A 17,107-nucleotide genomic window follows, 5' to 3' on the forward strand; every position below is an offset into this window, starting at 1 on the left:
GTCAGGGAGCAATCGCATGGCAACCAAAAAGGCTGCGACAAAGAAGACAGCAACGAAGAAGGCGGCCGCCAAAAAATCTGCGGTCAAGAAGTCCGCTGCAAAGAAAGCCACGACGAAGTCAGCGACCCGGAAGTACTCGCCTTCGGTTGGTAGTGACGTCAAGCGCGAGATGCACGCCATGCATCAGGGCAAGCTAAAGAGCGGACGTAGCGGCAAGAAGGTCACGAATCCGAAGCAGGCCATCGCCATCGGCCTTTCGGAAGCGCGCAAAGAAGGCAAGAAAGGCCCCGCCAAGAGCTAAGGGATTTTCTTATTTATCGGAACTTGAAGAGGAAGTGGAAGACGACACCGGAGCCGCAGTGGCGGCCGGCGTTGCCGTTGCTGCCGCAGCAGGTGCCGCCCCCTCCGAAGAACCAGAAGCCGCTGGAGTTGAAGATCCCTCACCCGTTGCAGGTGTCTTCGGCGTTTTTTTCGACGAAGAGTAGAGATCGGCATACCAGCCGCCGCCCTTGAACATCACTGCCGGTGCCGAGATCACACGCTCCAGCAGACCACCACAGTGCGGACACTGCGTGATCTCCGGATCGGAGAACTTCTGCCGTTTCTCCGTATGTTTGTGGCACTGCGTGCATTCGTACTCATACATCGGCATGCTGATTACCCCTGGGCCTTCTGCAACTCAACAAGCCGTACGCTGACAATCGCTTCCACCTTGCGCAACGCTTCCAGCACGCTCTGTGCTTTGGCGGCAGCGGGAAGATCGATCTGCACCACGGCCAGCGCCTGTCCCTGGGGAACGCGCTGCGAACGGACGTTGCGCCCCAGAGCGAAGTTGGCTACGTTGACCTTCTGCTCACCGAGGATTGTTCCAATGCGGCCAATCACGCCGGGTACATCCTGATTCCGGATAGAAAGCAGTGTGCCCGTCAGCGGCGCTTCGATGTCGATGCCGTCGTAGCTCAGCAGGCGCGGCGAGTTGCCATGCAGCACCGTTGCGCTCGCCGTAGCGTCGCCATCGGCGGAGTGCAGCGTCAGCTTTACCACGGAACCAGCGCCACCAGAGACAAACTCTTTCTTGTCTTCCTGCACGCGGATACCGCGCTCAGCGGCAATCGAAGCGGCATTGATGTGGTTCACGTTCTCGGAGTCACTCAGGACGCCTGCGAGGATTGCGTTGCGAATCAGGTCGGTCTTGCCCTGTGCCAGACGACCAGAGTAAGCAATCTGAATATTCTCCAGGTTGCCCGGCGTCGCATGCGACAAGAAGGCACCGAGGCGCTCCGCCAGGTCCACATAGGGCGCAACCTCAACGTACTCCTCACGCGAGAGCGAAGGCACGTTCACGGCGTTCTGCACCACGCCCAGCTTCAGGTAATCACGCACCTGCTGCGCCAGCTGAATGCCGATGGCTTCCTGCGCCTCATCCGTCGAACCCGCGATATGCGGCGACAGGATCACGTTATCCAGCGCGTGGTACGGCGACTCCTTCAAAGGCTCCTTCGTAAAGACGTCCAGAGCCGCACCGGCAACCTGGCCGCTCTTCAGAGCTTCGACCAGCGCTTCATCCACGATCAGTTCTCCGCGAGCGCAGTTCACGATCCGCACGCCCTTCTTCATGATGGCGATGGAGTGGGCGTTGATCAGGCCTTCGGTCTGCGGCGTCAGGCCGACGTGCAGCGAGATGTAGTCCGAACTGTTGAAGATATCGTCGATCGAAACCAGCGTGACGCCGTTTTCGCGTGCGATCACCGGAGCGACGAACGGATCGTAGCCGATCAGCTCCATGCCAAAGGCGCGCGCGCGCTTGGCGACTTCCAGGCCGATGCGTCCCAGACCCACGATGCCAAAGGTCTTGCCGCGCAGTTCCTGTCCCTGCAGGCTTTTCTTGTCCCACACGCCTGCGTGCATCGTTGCATTCGCGCGTGGAATCGAGCGCGCCATCGTGATCATCAGACCCAGGGTCAGTTCGGCCACGGCCACGGCGTTTGCGCCTGGGGTATTCATTACTACAATGCCCTTGTGCGTCGCCGCGGGAGCGTCGATGTTGTCCACGCCCACACCTGCACGGCCAATCACGCGTAGCTTCGGAGCGGACTCCAGCAGGGCAGCGTCTACCTGTACGGCGGAGCGGACGACGAGAGCATCGGCATCGGCAAGTTCAGCGGCCAGACCATTCTTGATCTGGTCCGGCGTCACAATGTTCCATCCAGCTTCCTGCTGGAAAACGGCAAGCGTTGCAGGGGAGACTTTTTCGGCGAGCACAATCTTCATAGAGCCATTCTATCGGCTCCCGGCACGACACACCAAAGACACGGACAGATGTCTTATTTGAAGAAGTGAGGAATAAACGAGCTCAGGTTGTCCGTAACCGGCCCCGCACTCTCCCGAATCCCCATCCCGCCGCACTCCTGGTCGATCATCCAAAGCCCAAGCACCGGGTAGCGGTCCGCTCCGTCCGGCCTGCTGAACTTCGCCTGGGGAGCAAGCGCCTGGTAGACAAACCGCTGTCCGCCATAGGGGCCGTCCAGATCCGTGCGACCCTCCGGCGTGACCAGCGAGATGTTGTTGCCTTCACGCGAGAGGAGGGGCTTCTTCACATAGCTCGTCATACCCTTTGGTGAGTCAAAGTAGCACTCCAACAGGTTTTTGTGGCCCGGGTAAAGCTCCCAGAGGATCGGCAGAATGCCCTTGTTCGAGAGCAACATCTTCCAGATCGGTTCGATCCACTTCATATCGCGGTAGGTTCCCAAAGCCGCCGGTCCAAACTCCTCCGCCAGCATCGCCTCCCACGGATAGAGCTTGAACATGGAAAAGATGATGTGTTCGTCCGGATCCACAAAACGGCCCTGATCGTCGTCCCAGCCAATCTCTTCCATCAGCATCTGCTCGGTGGGAATGCCCGCCTGCTCTGCCGTGTCGCGCAGATAGGTGACCGTCAAAAGATCTTCGACGTCCTCAACACTTGAAAAATAGAGCGGCTTGGAGATGTACGGAGCGATGTCCTTCCACTTCGCAATCAGACGCTCGTGGATGGAGTTGAACTGGTCCGCCTGAGGATAGACCTCCTCCAGCCAGCTCCACTGCACCACCGCAGCTTCCATCAGAGACGTGGGGGTATCGGCGTTGTACTCCAGCAGCTTCGCCGGACCGCTTCCGTCAAACATGAAGTCGAAGCGCCCATAAATCGCTGGCGGTTCGTCATTCCACGCCCACTCGATCACTTCGATGGCCTCTTCCGGAATCTCCAGATCGGGATACCGCTTTTCGTCGATGACGTGTTGCGCCGCAGCGAGGCACATCTGCTGCATCTCGTTGGCCGCAGCCTCAAGCTGGTCGACTTCGGCAGCGGAGAACTCGTAGCAGGCCGACTCGTCCCAGTAGGTGGCACCTTCGGCCAACAGGTCCGCGGGCGAATGAAAGTTCAACCCAACCGCTTCTACCTTCTCCCGCCAGTCCGCTCGCGGCGCAATCGAAATCCTCTGCATTACTCCCCACTTCCGCTGCTTGAAAAACTTCTGCCAAATCCGCTGCGCGTCACCGAAGGCGAAGCGTAACTGCGCCCCGGAACCGCCGAATATCCGCCGCCATACACATGCTCGCCCAAACCATAACCGCCCATGCCGCCGAAATATGGCCGATACATCGGTATAAAGAACGGGATAAATCCGCCATGCCCATCCGGCCGCTGCTCCACGCGCTGCTGCGCGGGTCCCTGGCACAGGTTATCGGCGACTACGTTGTCATGCTCGTCCACACACCGCTGCATCTCCGGCTGCTTGCAACCAGAGGCCAGCGACATGGCCGTAGCGGCGAGAAGGGGAGCGACAACCTGTAGGGATCGACGACGAGTCATAGAGGACATTCCGAAACAGAGTGTACGCCCAAAACGAAGGCGACCCGCACCGAAGTGAGGCCGCCTTTCCTAACAACTATCAACTACCAACTTTAACTACTTCGTTCTATCTTCAAATATCTTCTGCGCCGCGATCAAACCTTTACCGTATTCAAATCCCGGCAGATTCAGCTTCGCCTTCGCCACAAGCTCCAAAGCGCCGATGATCGCAATCGTGTCCATGTAATCGAAAAAGCCAATATGCGCGATGCGGAAGAGCTGTCCCTTCATCTCCCCCTGTCCGTCGGTCACAATCGCACCGAAGCGCGACTTGAACTCCTTCACGATCACGCCGGAGTCGATGCCATCGGGAGGCAGAATCGCCGTCGTAGCGGCAGCATAGGAGCCCGGTGCAAAGAGGGGAAGACCCAGCGCCGTTGCTGCAGCCCGCACCATCGCGGCGCAGGTTTCGGCGTTGTCTACCAGCTTTTTGCTGCCTTCGCGCAGATCGCCATCGGCCTGCCCGGCAATGTAGTCCAGGGCGGCGCCCATGGCTGCAATCAACGCAACCGCAGGCGTATAGGCACTCTCGCCCTTCGCTGCATTCTTGCGCTCCTTGCGGAGATCGAAGTAGTAGCGCGGGTTGTAGCTGGCTTCCATGCGGTCCCATGCACGCTCGCTTACGGCGAGGTAGGACAGACCCGGAGGAATCATCAAGGCCTTCTGCGAGCCGCCGATCAGTACATCCACGCCCCATGCATCCATGTCGAGGTGCGTCGTACCGATGCCTGTAATGCCGTCGACGACGAGCAGAGCCTCGCTCTTCGCATCTTTCAGCAGCCTGGCAATGCCTTCAATGTCATGGCGAACACCGGTAGAACTCTCCGTCGCCTGCACAAACACAACACGCGTTTCGAGCTTCAGACCTTTCTTCACGGCATCGAGCGTCACCGTCTGTCCGTAGGGCGCGGAGACGACGTCCACCATGCAGCCAAACGCCTTCGAGATACCCGTCCAGCGCTCGCCGAACTTGCCTGCCGTAATCACCATCACGCGGTCGCCCGGCGACGTCAGGTTGGAGACCGCAGCCTCCATCGCTCCCGAACCGGAGCAGGAGAGGAGGATCACGTCATTCTTCGTTCCAATAAAATCCTTCAACTGCGCGAGGACCTTCGTAAACATCGCGCGAAACTCAGGCGTGCGGTGATGCAGATCGGCAGCCGCCATCGCAAACTGTGCGGCGGGAAGCAGGGGAGTCGGGCCGGAAGTAAAGAGGCGCGTCTTGCGAATCATGGAAGCGTTTCCTTTTCAGCCTCGATTCTATCGAAGCGACAAGCTCAGTCGCCCCGGCCTAGAATGGGGGCTGGAGTGTGTACCCGGCTTATGGCAATCAGCGAACAGATCGGCAAAGACATCATCACCGCAATGAAAGCGCGGGAAACCCTGCGCCTGGAAACGCTGCGCATGGCCAAATCCGCCTTCAAAAACAAAGAGATTGAGAAGAGGACGCCTCTCACGGACGCGGAAGAAGTGCAGATCCTGCAGACCATGGTGAAACAGCGCAAAGAAGCAGCAGAACAGTTCGCCAAGGGCAACCGCCCCGAACTCGCCGCCAAGGAGCACGAAGAGATCAAGCTGCTTGAGTTCTACATGCCCAAAGCCGTTGGAGACGACGAACTGCTTGTCGTGGTCCAGGCGGCCATCGCGCACCTCGCAGGCGAAGGCAACAAGCTCGGGCCTAAGGACATGGGCCCTGCCATGCGCGTCGTCCAGCAGCGCATCATGGCCTCCGGCCTCCACGCCGACAACAAAAAAGTCAGCGAACTCCTGAAAGCCGAACTCAGCAAAGCCGAATAACGGTACTCGTGCCCCCATTCTTTCGCGGCTTTATCGCGAAACCGGGGTCCCCGGCGAACGTCTTTTGTTCGCTGGGGTGGAAAAGGGTGGGGTTGCGCGGAGCGCACAAGCCAGATTTGCCAGGACAGCAAAAGCAGATCCCTCCGCTTCGCTATGGGATGACAAAGTAGGAGGTGAACGGGAACCCTTTACTCCCTAATTACCTTAACAAAAACTCCATCCGGCAACTTCTTTTCCCCGAGCAAGTGCACCACCCCATCCTTTACGAACCCCCGCAACATTGCAGGAGGTTCCGGAGGAGCCGCCGAAGCCACCGGATAAGGCGTAGCCCTCAAAGGCAGAGGGGCAGGAGCGCCGGGCGCAACCGGCCCGCGCTTCATGCCGCGGTCCATCGCCTCGTTCGCCAGCCGGTCTGCATGCTTGTTCTTATGCCGCAGCGCATGCGCAATCTCAAACTTCTCCAGCTTTCCAATCATCGCGCGCGCTTCGGCGTGCAGCGGCTTCAGATCGGGCGAGTTCACCTTGTACTTGCCCTGGATCTGCTTCACCATCAGTTCGCTGTCGCTCACCAACTTCAGCTTGCGATGACCGTTTGCCAGCGTCCACTGCAGCACGCCCAGCAGGCCGCTGTACTCCGCAAAGTTGTTCGTCTTGAAGCCGAGAAACTCGCTTAGTTCGGCAAGCACCGTTCCATCTTCGGTGGTTACGACAGCGCCATAACCCGCTGGCCCCGGATTGCCCCGCGCTCCGCCATCACAGTGCGCCAGAACCCAACCATCACTCCCGCGCGTCTCCCGCGCGGCATCGTTCGCAAACAAATCGTCAGTAGCCACGTAGCCAGTCTACTGAAAGTCCAGGTGGACTTCGGCGACCGAATACACTGAAGGCATGATCAAAGTCGGTGTCCAGGCTGCTCTCCCTGATTACCTTCTCCGCTCTCTGCCCGCAGAAGCCGAGGTCGTCCGCATCCCCGAGAAGATCACTTCGCCCATCGAACTCGATTTCTGGGTGCTTCCCTTCGGCAGCGCCACGGCCAAGGCCATGGCGCCGCATATTCAGGGGTACAAAGTGGCACAGACCATCACCGCCGGAGTGGATTCCATCCTCCCCTGGTTACCCAAGGGTGTCACCCTCTGCGACGGGCGCGGCATCCACGATGTCTCAGTCTCAGAGTGGGTCGTTGGCGTCGTCCTCGCCACCTACAAACGCCTCCCGCTCTATCGCGACCTGCAGACCGTGCAGGTCTGGAAGGGGCAGGCGCAGGAGGCGGTTTTCACGGACGATGACGCCGTCTCCAATGGCCTCTACCGCATCCTCGGCGAAGATCTCCACGGGCGCACCGTCCTCATCGTCGGCTATGGCTCCATCGGGATTGCCATCGAAGAGCGCCTTCGCCCCTTCGGCGTGAAGTTTCTCCGCCTCGCGCGCACGCCGAAGCAGAGTCCGGAAGTCCGCGCCATCGGCGATCTTCACGAGCTTCTTCCTCAGGCGGATGTCATCGTGGTCATCGTTCCGCTCACGGATGAAACCCGAGGATTCATCGGCGAACGTGAGTTTGCTCTCATGAAAGAAGGAGCTCTGCTCGTCAACGCCGCGCGAGGTCCCGTCGTGCAGACGGACGCACTCGTGAAGGCGCTCACTCACCATCATCTCCGCGCCGCGCTCGACGTCACCGATCCCGAGCCGCTTCCCGCAGGCCACCTTCTCTGGAGCGTGCCCAACCTACTGCTCACGCCGCACGTGGCCGGATCCACGCCGCAGTTCGTGGAGCGGGCCTTCGCGTTTGTAGGAGAGCAAGTCAGGCGCGAGGTCAACAATCAGCCACTCGAAAACATAGTCACCGAAGCTGGCTACTAAAGATCAGTACCGTGGCCCATACATCGCGCTTTTGCGATGTATGGGGGTACACGCGCGAAGCGCATCCTGCCGAGACCTTAACCCAAGAGAGACGAAACAATTAAGAAGCAGAGCTCGGTTTTTTTACATGCTCACTAATGTTCCCTCTCATATCCATGAGGTAATCACGTTTAGCGAAGCGCCATTTGCCTTCGATCTTCTCCAGGACATCGTGATAGCGCCCGGACGCGATCACTTGGAGAGGTAGGATGGTGGTCTGTTGCACGACGGTGTAGTACGAGCGCACCGTCGCTTCCGCACCATTCTCTGCAATTTCAATGATTGGATTCGTTATGAGGTGATGCGTGCGGGGCGTGCCATCTTCGTGCAGCTTGATATGGGTGTTGTATAGCTCCAGAATGGGAGCATCTCCATGTGTCGTGGGAGCGTCCACGCCCCACTTTACGTCTGCATGTTGGAACAGGGCGGCGACTCCCGCAGCATCTCCGGTGTCAACTCGTTCGGCATAGAGATAAAGCAAATTGGCAATTTCGGTTGCATCGTTGTTCATAAAGGGTTTCTCTCATGTTCTTTCTGAAATATGGTACGCACGAGTATTAGACGCATGATCTCAATCCTGAGCATGATCCGCCAACACACTCTCCCCGCTCCAAATCCTTTGCGCACTCCACCGCACCCGAGGCCCACTCCAAAACACATCCCCAGCCGCCAATCCCAACGGCAAAAACGCAAACGAGCAGAGATACAAACTCCCCGTCGAAATATATGTTTCGCCCAGCCCAGGCTGATGTCCCGCCAACCCAATCCTCAACCAGCCAGCCTCATCAAACGTGCCACGAGCCCCAAGCGTCCGCTCAATCACCGCGCTCAACGCACATCGCACCTGGTTCGGCGCAATCTCCGTAGGAAGCATTCCGCGTCGCGCCACATCGGCCAGCAGATGAAAGGCCCCGCATCGATAGGCGATCGACCGCCCCACCGCCGGATAACTTCCATCCACGGAGATCAGTCGCTCCTGCACCGTGGCATAACGCACCGCATGTTTCTTCTCTTCAGCAGCGAACTCCGCAAACGCAGGCAGCTCCGCGCCCAGCGTCTCGAAGATCTGCAGCAGATACGGCTGAATCACGAAGCTGTTGTAGTAGTCCCAGTGCAGGTGCGGCCCGTCGCCAAAGGTGCCATCGCCCAGGTACCAGCCGCGATGCTTGTCCAGCCCAAACTCCACGACTTCGCGCTTCCACTCGTGGCCCAATGTGAACAGGCAGGCTTCATTCATCGCTGCAAAGAGCAACCAGTTATTCATGCCCGGCTTCACGACGCGCGCTGCGACTAAAGCTTCCACGAAGTTCGTTCGTGTCGAAGCATCCATCGCGCCCATGAGGTGCTTCGGCGCGCGCAGCAGCGCCAGCGCGAGAAAGGAAGAATCCACCAGCGTCTGCGCAGTCGCTCCGAACTTCAGATACGTCGGCGAACTCTTCTCGACGCCGCGAGCAATCCCTTCCTTCGAGAGCGCACGAAACCGCACACGCAGCGCAGCTTCTCCGGCATTACTCTCGTCTTCCAGTTCAAGCCAAGGTGCGATTCCGCAGAGCAAGCGCCCGACGGCCTCCAGATGCGTCCCTGGCCTCTGTGTTTCGACATGCCCGGGCGCAGCCTCCACAGGCATCGCGCTCTGCAACGTGCCTGCAGCCCAGTGTGTCAGTACCGGCTCTGCCACCCGCTTCAGATGCGTCACCCACGCGGCGCGTTCGTCTCTTGGGGAAGTCGATTCAGCCGTTGAAATCCGCGAGCCCATGACGGCTCCCAGCATCGATCCACCCACAAGAAACCCGCGACGTGTTGTCATCCGAAAGCTACCTCAACATGCGATCCATCCCGCACGCCCATCGCGCGAAAGACGGGCGTTAATCCTATCGCTAACACTAGATTGATTGCCAGCGCAGGCACCGCCGCATACATTGAATACGTTCCACCAAGGAGGTGCAGTGGATACACGCCGCTCGTCTTCAGTTGCATCGCAGCAGCCATCCACGTTCCCATGCCCATACCTGCGGCCCATCCGCAAAAGAGCGCCCACGGGTGCAGCTTTCTCACGAAAGCGCCCAGCACCACCGATGGAAACAATTGCGCGATCCAGATCCCACCCAGTAACTGCATCTCGATCGCGTAGCTCGAAGGCGACTCGATCACAAACGCCAACGCACCGAACTTCACGACAAGCGAAACGATCTTCGCCATCTGCGACTCCTGCTTGTCGTTCAGTTTCGTACGCGTCAACTCGCCCCAGATATTTCGCGTGAAGAGATTGGAAGCTGCAATCGACATGATCGCCGCAGGCACCAACGCGCCGATGGCAATCGCCGAAAGGCAGAACCCAGCAAACCACTCGGGAAACATCTTCAGAAAGAGCAAGGGAATCGCCTGCGACTTGTCCGCTGTCGTTACGCCCGCCGCAATCGCCACGTACCCCAGCAGAGCCAGCAGACCCAACAGCAGCGAGTAAGCAGGAAGCAGTGCAGCATTCCTGCGGATCGTTCCCTTGCTCGCGGCAGACAGCATGCCCGTTGCCGTATGCGGATAAAGAATCAACGCAACCGCTGACCCGAGAGCCAGCGTTGTGTAGGGAAGGACCTGTCCCGGCTTCAACAGGATCGAACCTGCCGGAACATGCGTCGGCAGCGCAGCCTTGGCCACGGCGAAGATGTGTCCAAAGCCACCGAGCTTCAGCGGCAGCAGGACCACCGCCGCCAGCACCATGATGTAGAGCATCACATCCTTCACGACCGCGATAACCGCAGGCGCTCGCAGACCGCTCGAATACGTATAGGCCGCCAGGATCACAAATGCGATGATGATCGGCCACTCGCCGCCCATGCCCATTGCGGCGAGCACCACCTTCATCCCTACAAGCTGCAGGGCGATGTAAGGCATCAGCGAAAGAATGCCGGTTAACGCAATCGCCAGCGTCAAAGGCCGGAAGCCGAAGCGCCCGCGCACCATATCGGCGAAGGTGATGTATCCGTGCCGCTGACAGATCTCCCACAGGCGCGGCAGCACCACCATCATGTACGGGTAGATGAAGATGACGTACGGTACTGCGAAGAATCCCATCGCGCCGCCGCCGTAGAGCGCCGCAGGCACGGCAATGATGGTGTACGCCGTGTAGAGATCGCCACCGATCAGGAACCACGTAATCAGCGTGCCAAAACTACGCCCCGCCAGACCCCACTCTTCCAGCGAATGCATGCCGTCTTTCGGTCTGCGCCAGCGCCCCGCCAGAAACCCGGCCAGCGTCACCAGCGCAAACATCACGCAGAACACGGTCAGCGCAACGCCGTGCGTAAAGACCATGCTTAGCGAATCCCCACAGGGCGATTGTCATTCCACTCATCCGCCACGATGCCGATGTCCGACAGCGTCTGCATGGCGGCTTCGATATTGCGGCGAAGCTCGGGCCGTACCGACTTGGGAGCCTCGTGCGCCTCTTCAATCGCCACCACACGCCCATACGGCCACGCGCTATGGGGGATCGAGTTCAAGGCCTCGGCGAGGTGCATCGGAGCGATATTCAGGACTTCCTTGCGCGCCGCCACGGGGCGCAGCATCGTGCCTTTGCCCAGCGGGGAGGGGTTGGCGTCCGCCATCAGGACGGTGATCGTAATCATGTTCTGCTGCACGGTGAGAAGGGGATTTTCCCAGTCCTCAATCGTCCGAATGTTCATGTACAGGTTCTTGGAGGGCGGAGGAATCTGGGCCAGATCCTGCCGCGCTACTTCAAGCAGGTGCGCGCGTTCCAGGTTGGCCTGCGGTGGAATGTCGGTCGACGCGTGGCGGCAACCGGTAAGGACAAGGCCCAGAAACATGAGGGAAGAGAGCAAAAATGGACGTGGGTTCACGCAATCCAGCATACAAGGTCACGGGTACCCAGGGCTCCCGGACGGTACAATCGATTCATGATTAAGGGCGTCACACGCGTAGCTGCGGTCCAAACCGAGGAGTCTTTCAACCGGCTCACCACCCTCTTCTCAGCGCTCGGCTTCGAACCCGGCAAGGGCTGGGATGAGACAGCCTCCGGCAACGGGCCCGGCAAGGGCGCAGCCTTCCTCGCCCCCCTCGGCAACATCGAGTTCGTCACCGGCCGCCTTCCCGCCGTTCCAGAACTGCTTGTCGAAGTCACCGCGCTCGACAACGTCCACGCCATCGTCTCCAAGTGGGCTACAGCGGAAACCGTGTCTGTTACTACGGAAACTCACTGGAAATCCCGCATGTTCACCGTGGAACTCGGTGGTCTTCACCTGGGCTTCTGGGAGAATACCGACCCCTTCAAGGGCCAGCACAGCGCCATCGAAGGCGACCTCTCCGCAGAAGGCATGCGCTTCGGTATCGTCACCGCCCGCTGGAACGCTGTCATCACCGACCGTCTTCTGCAGGGTTCCCTCGACGGGCTTCTCCGTTCCGGTGCAAAAAAGGCTGACATCGAGATCGTCCGCGTCCCCGGTGCATGGGAAGTCGCTTCCGCCGCACGCACGTTGGCCGATACAAAACGTTTTGACGCCATCATCACCCTTGGCTGCCTTATTCGCGGAGAAACCGCGCACTACGAAGCCATCTATAACGAAGTAGCCCGTGGCATCGGCCAGTCTCAGCAGGAGACGGGCATCCCCCATGCCTTCGGCGTCCTCACCTGCGAGACCCTCGAACAGGCGCTCAACCGTGCTGGAGTCAAAGCTGGCAACAAGGGCTTTGAAGCAGCCATCGCAGCCATCGAGATGGTCTCCATCCAACAGAAATTGAAAGCCGGTTCGCGCTCCGGGATAGGAAAGTAAATTGGGAACACGTAGAAAATCGCGCGAACTAGCTATGCAGATGCTCTTTCAGGCCGACCTCGGCAAACAATCCTCGGAAGACGTGCAGAAATCCTTCTGGAACGCCCGCGAAGATGAAGCCGGAAAAGCCACCATCGACGCCGACACGCAGGGCTTCGCTGAGGACCTCTTTCGCGTTGCCATGGTCAAGCAGGAAGAGATCGACACCCTTCTCGAAGAGCATGCGCAGAACTGGCGCGTGGCCCGCATGGCCGCCGTCGACCGCAACCTTCTCCGCATGGCCGTCGCCGAAATGATCGGCTACCCCTCTACGCCGCACCCGATCATCATCAACGAAGCCCTCGAAATCGGCCGCCGCTATGCAGCGCCCGAAAGCGTCAATTTTCTCAACGGCGTCCTCGACGCTGTAGCGCGTGCCCTGATGGCGAAGCGCCTGGCTTAGAATTAAAGTAAAGAGCGGTATGTGCCCCCATTCTTTCGCGGTTTTTGCGAAACCGGGGTTCCCGGCGAACGTTTTTTGTTCGCTGGGGTGGGATAGGGTGGGGTCGCGCGGAGCGCACAAACCGGATTTATCGGGACGGGCAACAGCAGATTCCTCCGCTTCGCTACGGAATGACAAACAAGTGCGCGAGCGCGTCATTCGAGCTAAGCTCGACCACTGCCTTATCATTACCCCATGCCGCAGACTCTCGCCACCCACATTCAGGATCAGGATCTAGCCACTCTTCTCTCCGCCATCGCCACAGCCTGCGTTCAGATCGAATCGCGCATCCGCACGGCTGGTCTTTCGGATATCCTCGGATCCTTCGGTCACACCAACATCCAGGGCGAGCAACAGCAAAAGCTCGACGTCTTCGCCAACGACTGCATCATCGCCGCGCTTAAGCCGCTTGCGACCGTCGCCGCCATCGTCAGCGAAGAGGACGACGAACCCATCGTTTTCACCGACAAGCCCGGCGCAAAGTACATCGCCATCTTCGATCCCCTCGACGGCTCCTCGAACATCGACGTCAATGTCAACGTCGGCACCATTGTCTCCATCCAGCAGATCGAAGCCGGCGAAACAGCGACTACTTTAAAAGCAGGGAACAAACAGGTTGCCGCCCTGTACGTGGTCTACGGGCCGTCCACCATCCTCGTCTACACCGCCGGCAGCGGCGTTCACGGTTTCACGCTCGACCCCGACACCACCAGCTTTGTCCTCAACTGGGAAGAGATGAAGATGCCGCCGCAGGGACCGTACTACTCGGCCAACGAGGCCAACATCGCCGACTTCCCGCCCGCCTACCAACAGGCACTCGCGGGTCTTCGCGACGGCACGCTGCTGGGCGCAAAATACTCCTCGCGCTACATCGGCTCTCTCGTTGCTGACTTCCATCGCACGCTGCTGAAGGGCGGAGTCTTTCTCTATCCGCCGACGGCGAAGGCCCCCAACGGCAAGCTCCGTCTGCTCTACGAAGCCAACCCGCTCGCCATGATTGCCGAACAGGCCAGCGGCGCGGCCACCAATGGCACGCAGCGCATCCTGGACATCGCTCCGACCGAGCCACATCAGCGCACGACGTTCATCATCGGAAGCCGTCACGAAGTGGAAGCCATCACCAAGCTGGCAGCAGGGAAGTAGTATGCCGACCTTCGAAACGGAAGTAGCTGACATTCGCCTTCACTCACAGGCAAGGGGCCGTTCGCTCTGGCAACTCTCCCTGCGCGAAAGCCTGTTTCAGCCCGGCGATACCGGCACCCTGCGCGCCACGGCCCGCTCCGGAGCGTCGATTGAAATTGCTATCCTCGCCATCGAGCCCGATGACGAAGGAACGCTCTGGCACAACACGGAAAAACCGCTGCTAGCAGGCACCACTGTGACGGCAACGATCACTTCTCCAGCAAAATAAAAAGGCACAACAGGCGCGACCGTCCTGGCGATGGGATCGCGCCTGCGCCGGAATCAATCACGCATACGAGGCGAGCCCATCGGAGATCCGGTAAAGCCGCCGTCGACGAGCAGCTCGATGGAATTAACATAGGACGAATCGTCCGAAGCCAGAAAGAGTACGGCCTTCGCGATCTCGGTCGCCTCTCCCCATCGTTCCAGAGGGATGAGTGAAGACACAAACTCCGCATGTTGTCCCTTCTCTTCCGCTGAGATCTTGGCCCGTGCCTCACGTCCCCAAATCGGTGTCTTCGTCGCGCCCGGAGAGACCACATTGACGCGGATGCCACGCGGCGCAAGGTCCGCAGCGATGGAGCGTGCCATGGCGCGAAGGCCTCCCTTGCTCGCCGCGTAAGCTGCCATTCCAGGCTGACCGAGATAGTTATGCACGGAGGCATTAAAAATAATGGTGCCGCCGTCATTCAGCAGAGGAGCGGCGGAGTTCGCCGTAAAGAAGGCACCCGTCAGATTGATATGGATGATGTTTTCAAAAAGGGCTTCGTCGGCTTCGCCCGTCGGCGTCTTGCCCGAAATACCGGCGTTGGCAAAGACGATATCCAGCTTGCCAAAGTCCTGCGCAAGTTGTTCGAAGAACTGCTTGCGAGCAGTAGGGTCCGTGACATCGGTACGATATCCATGCGCGTTCGGGCCCAGCAGAGTCAGGGCCTCGTCCAGCGTGGCCTGATCGCGTCCCGTGATGGCGACCTGCGCGCCTTCCTGAATAAAGATCTGCGCCGTCGCCAGACCGATGCCGCTGTTGCCACCGGTGATGAGTGCCTTCTTGCCGTCGAGTTTCATGTGTTTCTCCATTTGTCGAAGTAGTACAGTCGTCATGTATGATGGTTGTAATGCTTTAGAGATTCAATTTTGTGAGGTGTAGACGATGCGCTATCCGGTCAAGGAGACAGAAGAAAAACATCAGCGGATCGTGCGTGAGGCATCCCGGCTCTTCCGGGAACGAGGCTTCAAAGACGTGACCGTGGCCGAGGTGATGAAGGCCGCAGGTCTGACCCACGGCGCCTTCTACAGCCACTTCAGCTCAAAGGAAGCCCTCATGGCTGCTGCGACAGAATATGGCATGCAAAACACGCTGGAAAGAGTCGCGAAAAACTTCGCCACTCCTGCGGGACGCAAGGCTTATATCGACCGCTACCTCAGTACAAAGCACAGGGACCATCCCGAGACCGGATGCACTATGGCGGCGCTCTCGAGTGAAATACGCCGCGAGCCCGTGGCAAGGGATGCATTCACCGCCAGCCTGAAAGAGATCCTCGCGGCAATCGGCGAAGAGCGGGGAGAAGCCATCCTGACCACGGCGACGATGGTTGGAGCGATGATGCTGGCACGCGCCGTAACGGACGAGGCCTTCTCCCGGGAGATTTTAAAAGAGATACGAGAAAAACTCACCTAGCCAAAGCGTCGCGGGAAGCGCACTGCGCATCTGTCATTCCCGCACCATTTGTCGTTCCATAGCGGAGGGGAGAAATCTGCTTCTCTTTCACGCCACCTGATACACTCACAGAAGTTGTCTGGCGTTGCCGCTGTTCCACCGCGCAACGCTCCCAGAAGTGTGGGGCTGTAGCTCAGCTGGGAGAGCGCCTCGTTCGCAACGAGGAGGTCAGCGGTTCGATCCCGCTCAGCTCCACCAAAAACAATTACTTTAGCCCGCAAAATCTGGCCAATATGAACGCCATCGACAGCTCGTTCTCAGGCTGGTAAAGCGTCCTGAACGGACTCTGCGATGTAGCTTTTCATTGCCTGACTCAGCTGCGAATCCACTTCATCGGCGATGGTCATCACGCCCAGAAGCAGCACGCTGAAATCAATCGTGCCAAGGTTCTTCTGCAGTGTGTGGAAGATGGTCACCTGAAGGATGCGACTCTCTTCCACCATCATGGCAGCAGTGTATCCCTGCCTGCGACGCTCCATCCCATGCTGCGAGGCCGATTCGGACTTCAGTTCTTTTGTGCCGAGCGGCTTAAAGGCTTGCAGGCGCTTTTCCAGGTCGCGAAAGAGCTGAGGCAGATGCTTGCAGCGCTCGTCACGGCTCAGATGAATCGTAAGCAAGGTCTCTTCCTTTTTTACCTTGTCATACCAATCCTCGATGCTGGCTTCGGTGGTACGTTCGAGAATTGTGGCGAGGGTTTCGACCTTCCGTCTATGGAGAGGTCCCTTGGCGAGTCGTTGCTTGATCGCGTCCAGAAGGTCGGGAACATTCATCGGCTTCACGAGGATCTCGTCCGTCTGCATCAGGATGGCATTGGCAGCCTCGGACATTTCCGGGAACGCACTCAGAAGTAGAGTCACAGCTTCAGGATTTGCGTGTCGCATGGCGCTCACCACGGTAAGTCCGTCTCCCGCACCAGGCATATGCAAATCGCTCAGCAAAACATCGTATTTTTGCGAACTGATGAACTTGAGCGCTTCGCTTACATCGGCGGCGCAGGTGACCTCGAAGCCATGACTTTCAAGAATGGCACAGAGGCTCAAACGGACGGACTCGTTATCGTCAACAACCAGAACCCTCGCCAGCGCCATTGGAACCTCCAAGTGGTCGCAGACGAGTGTCCGTTTGTCCCCAGTTGTTTATAGGATACGCTTCGTACGGAAGCAGGCATAGCGAGAAGTGTTTGGCAACGCGGGCGGCGGTACTGCGATACGGATTGTTCCCGTGGGACGTCGCGATCGGAAGCCCAACCCTCCAGCGATGTGCTGTTGCACACGAATAACTCTTGACAGAGGCATAGCCCTCTATATATTAAGCTGTCTAGGTATAAGAGAGCAGGACGCTTTATTGATGCGGCG

The 17,107-nt window shown here is 58.9% G+C and carries 20 protein-coding genes and 1 tRNA gene; 9 read left to right on the forward strand and 12 right to left on the reverse strand.

Features of this window, described 5'->3' with window-relative positions; all coding sequences use genetic code 11:
* Positions 1-16 precede the first annotated feature (16 nt).
* On the forward strand, positions 17-301 hold the full coding sequence (locus ACIPR4_RS02695; RefSeq protein ID WP_013567112.1) for a DUF6496 domain-containing protein: 285 nt from the start codon (positions 17-19) through the stop codon (positions 299-301).
* Positions 302-310: 9 nt separating this feature from the next.
* On the opposite strand, the gene ACIPR4_RS02700 is transcribed toward ACIPR4_RS02695, so the two are convergent.
* From ACIPR4_RS02700 to ACIPR4_RS02720, 5 genes are all read right to left on the reverse strand, one after another.
* Entirely contained in the window at positions 311-646 is a 336-nt protein-coding gene (locus tag ACIPR4_RS02700; RefSeq protein ID WP_245536436.1) for an FmdB family zinc ribbon protein, read from the reverse strand.
* An 11-nt stretch (positions 647-657) separates the two neighbouring features.
* A complete protein-coding gene (serA, locus tag ACIPR4_RS02705; protein WP_013567114.1) occupies positions 658-2,271 on the reverse strand; it encodes a phosphoglycerate dehydrogenase in 1,614 nt (537 codons plus the stop codon).
* Positions 2,272-2,324: 53 nt separating this feature from the next.
* Complete coding sequence (locus ACIPR4_RS02710) at positions 2,325-3,485, reverse strand: glutathionylspermidine synthase family protein (RefSeq protein ID WP_013567115.1); 1,161 nt, start codon at positions 3,483-3,485, stop codon at positions 2,325-2,327.
* Entirely contained in the window at positions 3,485-3,853 is a 369-nt protein-coding gene (locus ACIPR4_RS22020; protein ID WP_013567116.1) for a hypothetical protein, read from the reverse strand. The genes ACIPR4_RS02710 and ACIPR4_RS22020 overlap by 1 nt, the downstream gene beginning before the upstream one ends.
* Before the next feature lie 96 nt (positions 3,854-3,949).
* Entirely contained in the window at positions 3,950-5,125 is a 1,176-nt protein-coding gene (locus tag ACIPR4_RS02720; protein WP_013567117.1) for a pyridoxal-phosphate-dependent aminotransferase family protein, read from the reverse strand.
* A 90-nt stretch (positions 5,126-5,215) separates the two neighbouring features.
* Here ACIPR4_RS02720 and ACIPR4_RS02725 point away from each other — a divergent pair, with 90 nt between their 5' ends.
* Positions 5,216-5,689 (forward strand): GatB/YqeY domain-containing protein, encoded by a 474-nt coding sequence (locus ACIPR4_RS02725; RefSeq protein WP_013567118.1) that lies wholly within the window; start codon positions 5,216-5,218, stop codon positions 5,687-5,689.
* A gap of 188 nt (positions 5,690-5,877) precedes the next feature.
* On the opposite strand, the gene ACIPR4_RS02730 is transcribed toward ACIPR4_RS02725, so the two are convergent.
* Positions 5,878-6,522 (reverse strand): ribonuclease HI family protein, encoded by a 645-nt coding sequence (locus ACIPR4_RS02730; protein ID WP_013567119.1) that lies wholly within the window; start codon positions 6,520-6,522, stop codon positions 5,878-5,880.
* 55 nt (positions 6,523-6,577) lie between these two features.
* Between ACIPR4_RS02730 and ACIPR4_RS02735 the strand changes: the two genes are divergently transcribed.
* A complete protein-coding gene (locus ACIPR4_RS02735) occupies positions 6,578-7,546 on the forward strand; it encodes a 2-hydroxyacid dehydrogenase (protein ID WP_013567120.1) in 969 nt (322 codons plus the stop codon).
* A 100-nt stretch (positions 7,547-7,646) separates the two neighbouring features.
* Here ACIPR4_RS02735 and ACIPR4_RS02740 read toward each other — a convergent pair whose 3' ends face one another.
* From ACIPR4_RS02740 to ACIPR4_RS02755, 4 genes are read right to left on the reverse strand one after another with little or no spacing between them, the layout of a single operon-like run.
* On the reverse strand, positions 7,647-8,096 hold the full coding sequence (locus tag ACIPR4_RS02740) for a nuclear transport factor 2 family protein (protein WP_013567121.1): 450 nt from the start codon (positions 8,094-8,096) through the stop codon (positions 7,647-7,649).
* 60 nt (positions 8,097-8,156) lie between these two features.
* Positions 8,157-9,392: a DUF2264 domain-containing protein gene (locus ACIPR4_RS02745; protein WP_013567122.1), complete on the reverse strand. Its 1,236-nt coding sequence runs from the start codon at positions 9,390-9,392 to the stop codon at positions 8,157-8,159.
* Entirely contained in the window at positions 9,389-10,897 is a 1,509-nt protein-coding gene (mctP, locus tag ACIPR4_RS02750; protein ID WP_013567123.1) for a monocarboxylate uptake permease MctP, read from the reverse strand. The genes ACIPR4_RS02745 and mctP overlap by 4 nt, the downstream gene beginning before the upstream one ends.
* Positions 10,898-10,899: 2 nt before the next feature.
* Positions 10,900-11,442, reverse strand: a complete 543-nt coding sequence (locus ACIPR4_RS02755; RefSeq protein WP_144312290.1) for a hypothetical protein — start codon at positions 11,440-11,442, stop codon at positions 10,900-10,902.
* Between the two features lie 57 nt (positions 11,443-11,499).
* Here ACIPR4_RS02755 and ribH point away from each other — a divergent pair, with 57 nt between their 5' ends.
* From ribH to ACIPR4_RS02775, 4 genes are all read left to right on the forward strand, one after another.
* Positions 11,500-12,372: a 6,7-dimethyl-8-ribityllumazine synthase gene (gene ribH / locus ACIPR4_RS02760; protein ID WP_013567125.1), complete on the forward strand. Its 873-nt coding sequence runs from the start codon at positions 11,500-11,502 to the stop codon at positions 12,370-12,372.
* A 1-nt stretch (position 12,373) separates the two neighbouring features.
* The gene (nusB, locus tag ACIPR4_RS02765; RefSeq protein ID WP_013567126.1) at positions 12,374-12,814 is read left to right on the forward strand and encodes a transcription antitermination factor NusB; all 441 of its coding nucleotides are present in this window, start codon (positions 12,374-12,376) and stop codon (positions 12,812-12,814) included.
* Positions 12,815-13,048: 234 nt separating this feature from the next.
* Positions 13,049-13,996 (forward strand): class 1 fructose-bisphosphatase, encoded by a 948-nt coding sequence (fbp, locus tag ACIPR4_RS02770; protein WP_013567127.1) that lies wholly within the window; start codon positions 13,049-13,051, stop codon positions 13,994-13,996.
* 1 nt (position 13,997) lies between these two features.
* Positions 13,998-14,264: an alanyl-tRNA editing protein gene (locus ACIPR4_RS02775; protein ID WP_013567128.1), complete on the forward strand. Its 267-nt coding sequence runs from the start codon at positions 13,998-14,000 to the stop codon at positions 14,262-14,264.
* Positions 14,265-14,317: 53 nt separating this feature from the next.
* Here the strand turns inward: ACIPR4_RS02775 and ACIPR4_RS02780 are convergent, their stop codons facing one another.
* Positions 14,318-15,100, reverse strand: a complete 783-nt coding sequence (locus ACIPR4_RS02780) for an SDR family NAD(P)-dependent oxidoreductase (RefSeq protein ID WP_013567129.1) — start codon at positions 15,098-15,100, stop codon at positions 14,318-14,320.
* Positions 15,101-15,185: 85 nt separating this feature from the next.
* Between ACIPR4_RS02780 and ACIPR4_RS02785 the strand changes: the two genes are divergently transcribed.
* Positions 15,186-15,713 carry a TetR/AcrR family transcriptional regulator gene (locus ACIPR4_RS02785; RefSeq protein WP_013567130.1) on the forward strand — a complete coding sequence of 176 codons (528 nt, stop codon included), beginning with the start codon at positions 15,186-15,188 and terminating at the stop codon, positions 15,711-15,713.
* Between the two features lie 161 nt (positions 15,714-15,874).
* Positions 15,875-15,950, forward strand: a tRNA-Ala gene (locus ACIPR4_RS02790).
* A 59-nt stretch (positions 15,951-16,009) separates the two neighbouring features.
* Here the strand turns inward: ACIPR4_RS02790 and ACIPR4_RS02795 are convergent.
* Entirely contained in the window at positions 16,010-16,840 is an 831-nt protein-coding gene (locus ACIPR4_RS02795; RefSeq protein ID WP_013567131.1) for a response regulator, read from the reverse strand.
* Positions 16,841-17,107: the final 267 nt, after the last annotated feature.

This window comes from Terriglobus saanensis SP1PR4, assembly GCF_000179915.2.
GTDB lineage: Bacteria > Acidobacteriota > Terriglobia > Terriglobales > Acidobacteriaceae > Terriglobus > Terriglobus saanensis.

Excerpts from the sequence above, each read along its gene's own strand:
- ACIPR4_RS02720 (WP_013567117.1), bottom strand. The coding sequence starts at position 5,125 with ATGATTCGCAAGACGCGCCTCTTTACTTCCGGCCCGACTCCCCTGCTT.
- ACIPR4_RS02700 (WP_245536436.1), bottom strand. The coding sequence starts at position 646 with ATGTATGAGTACGAATGCACGCAGTGCCACAAACATACGGAGAAACGG.
- ACIPR4_RS02725 (WP_013567118.1), top strand. The coding sequence starts at position 5,216 with ATGGCAATCAGCGAACAGATCGGCAAAGACATCATCACCGCAATGAAA.
- ACIPR4_RS22020 (WP_013567116.1), bottom strand. The coding sequence starts at position 3,853 with ATGACTCGTCGTCGATCCCTACAGGTTGTCGCTCCCCTTCTCGCCGCT.
- serA (WP_013567114.1), bottom strand. The coding sequence starts at position 2,271 with ATGAAGATTGTGCTCGCCGAAAAAGTCTCCCCTGCAACGCTTGCCGTT.
- mctP (WP_013567123.1), bottom strand. The coding sequence starts at position 10,897 with ATGGTCTTTACGCACGGCGTTGCGCTGACCGTGTTCTGCGTGATGTTT.
- fbp (WP_013567127.1), top strand. The coding sequence starts at position 13,049 with ATGCCGCAGACTCTCGCCACCCACATTCAGGATCAGGATCTAGCCACT.
- ACIPR4_RS02710 (WP_013567115.1), bottom strand. The coding sequence starts at position 3,485 with ATGCAGAGGATTTCGATTGCGCCGCGAGCGGACTGGCGGGAGAAGGTA.
- ACIPR4_RS02775 (WP_013567128.1), top strand. The coding sequence starts at position 13,998 with ATGCCGACCTTCGAAACGGAAGTAGCTGACATTCGCCTTCACTCACAG.
- ACIPR4_RS02695 (WP_013567112.1), top strand. The coding sequence starts at position 17 with ATGGCAACCAAAAAGGCTGCGACAAAGAAGACAGCAACGAAGAAGGCG.
- ACIPR4_RS02795 (WP_013567131.1), bottom strand. The coding sequence starts at position 16,840 with ATGGCGCTGGCGAGGGTTCTGGTTGTTGACGATAACGAGTCCGTCCGT.
- ACIPR4_RS02735 (WP_013567120.1), top strand. The coding sequence starts at position 6,578 with ATGATCAAAGTCGGTGTCCAGGCTGCTCTCCCTGATTACCTTCTCCGC.
- ribH (WP_013567125.1), top strand. The coding sequence starts at position 11,500 with ATGATTAAGGGCGTCACACGCGTAGCTGCGGTCCAAACCGAGGAGTCT.
- ACIPR4_RS02745 (WP_013567122.1), bottom strand. The coding sequence starts at position 9,392 with ATGACAACACGTCGCGGGTTTCTTGTGGGTGGATCGATGCTGGGAGCC.
- ACIPR4_RS02785 (WP_013567130.1), top strand. The coding sequence starts at position 15,186 with ATGCGCTATCCGGTCAAGGAGACAGAAGAAAAACATCAGCGGATCGTG.
- ACIPR4_RS02780 (WP_013567129.1), bottom strand. The coding sequence starts at position 15,100 with ATGAAACTCGACGGCAAGAAGGCACTCATCACCGGTGGCAACAGCGGC.
- ACIPR4_RS02740 (WP_013567121.1), bottom strand. The coding sequence starts at position 8,096 with ATGAACAACGATGCAACCGAAATTGCCAATTTGCTTTATCTCTATGCC.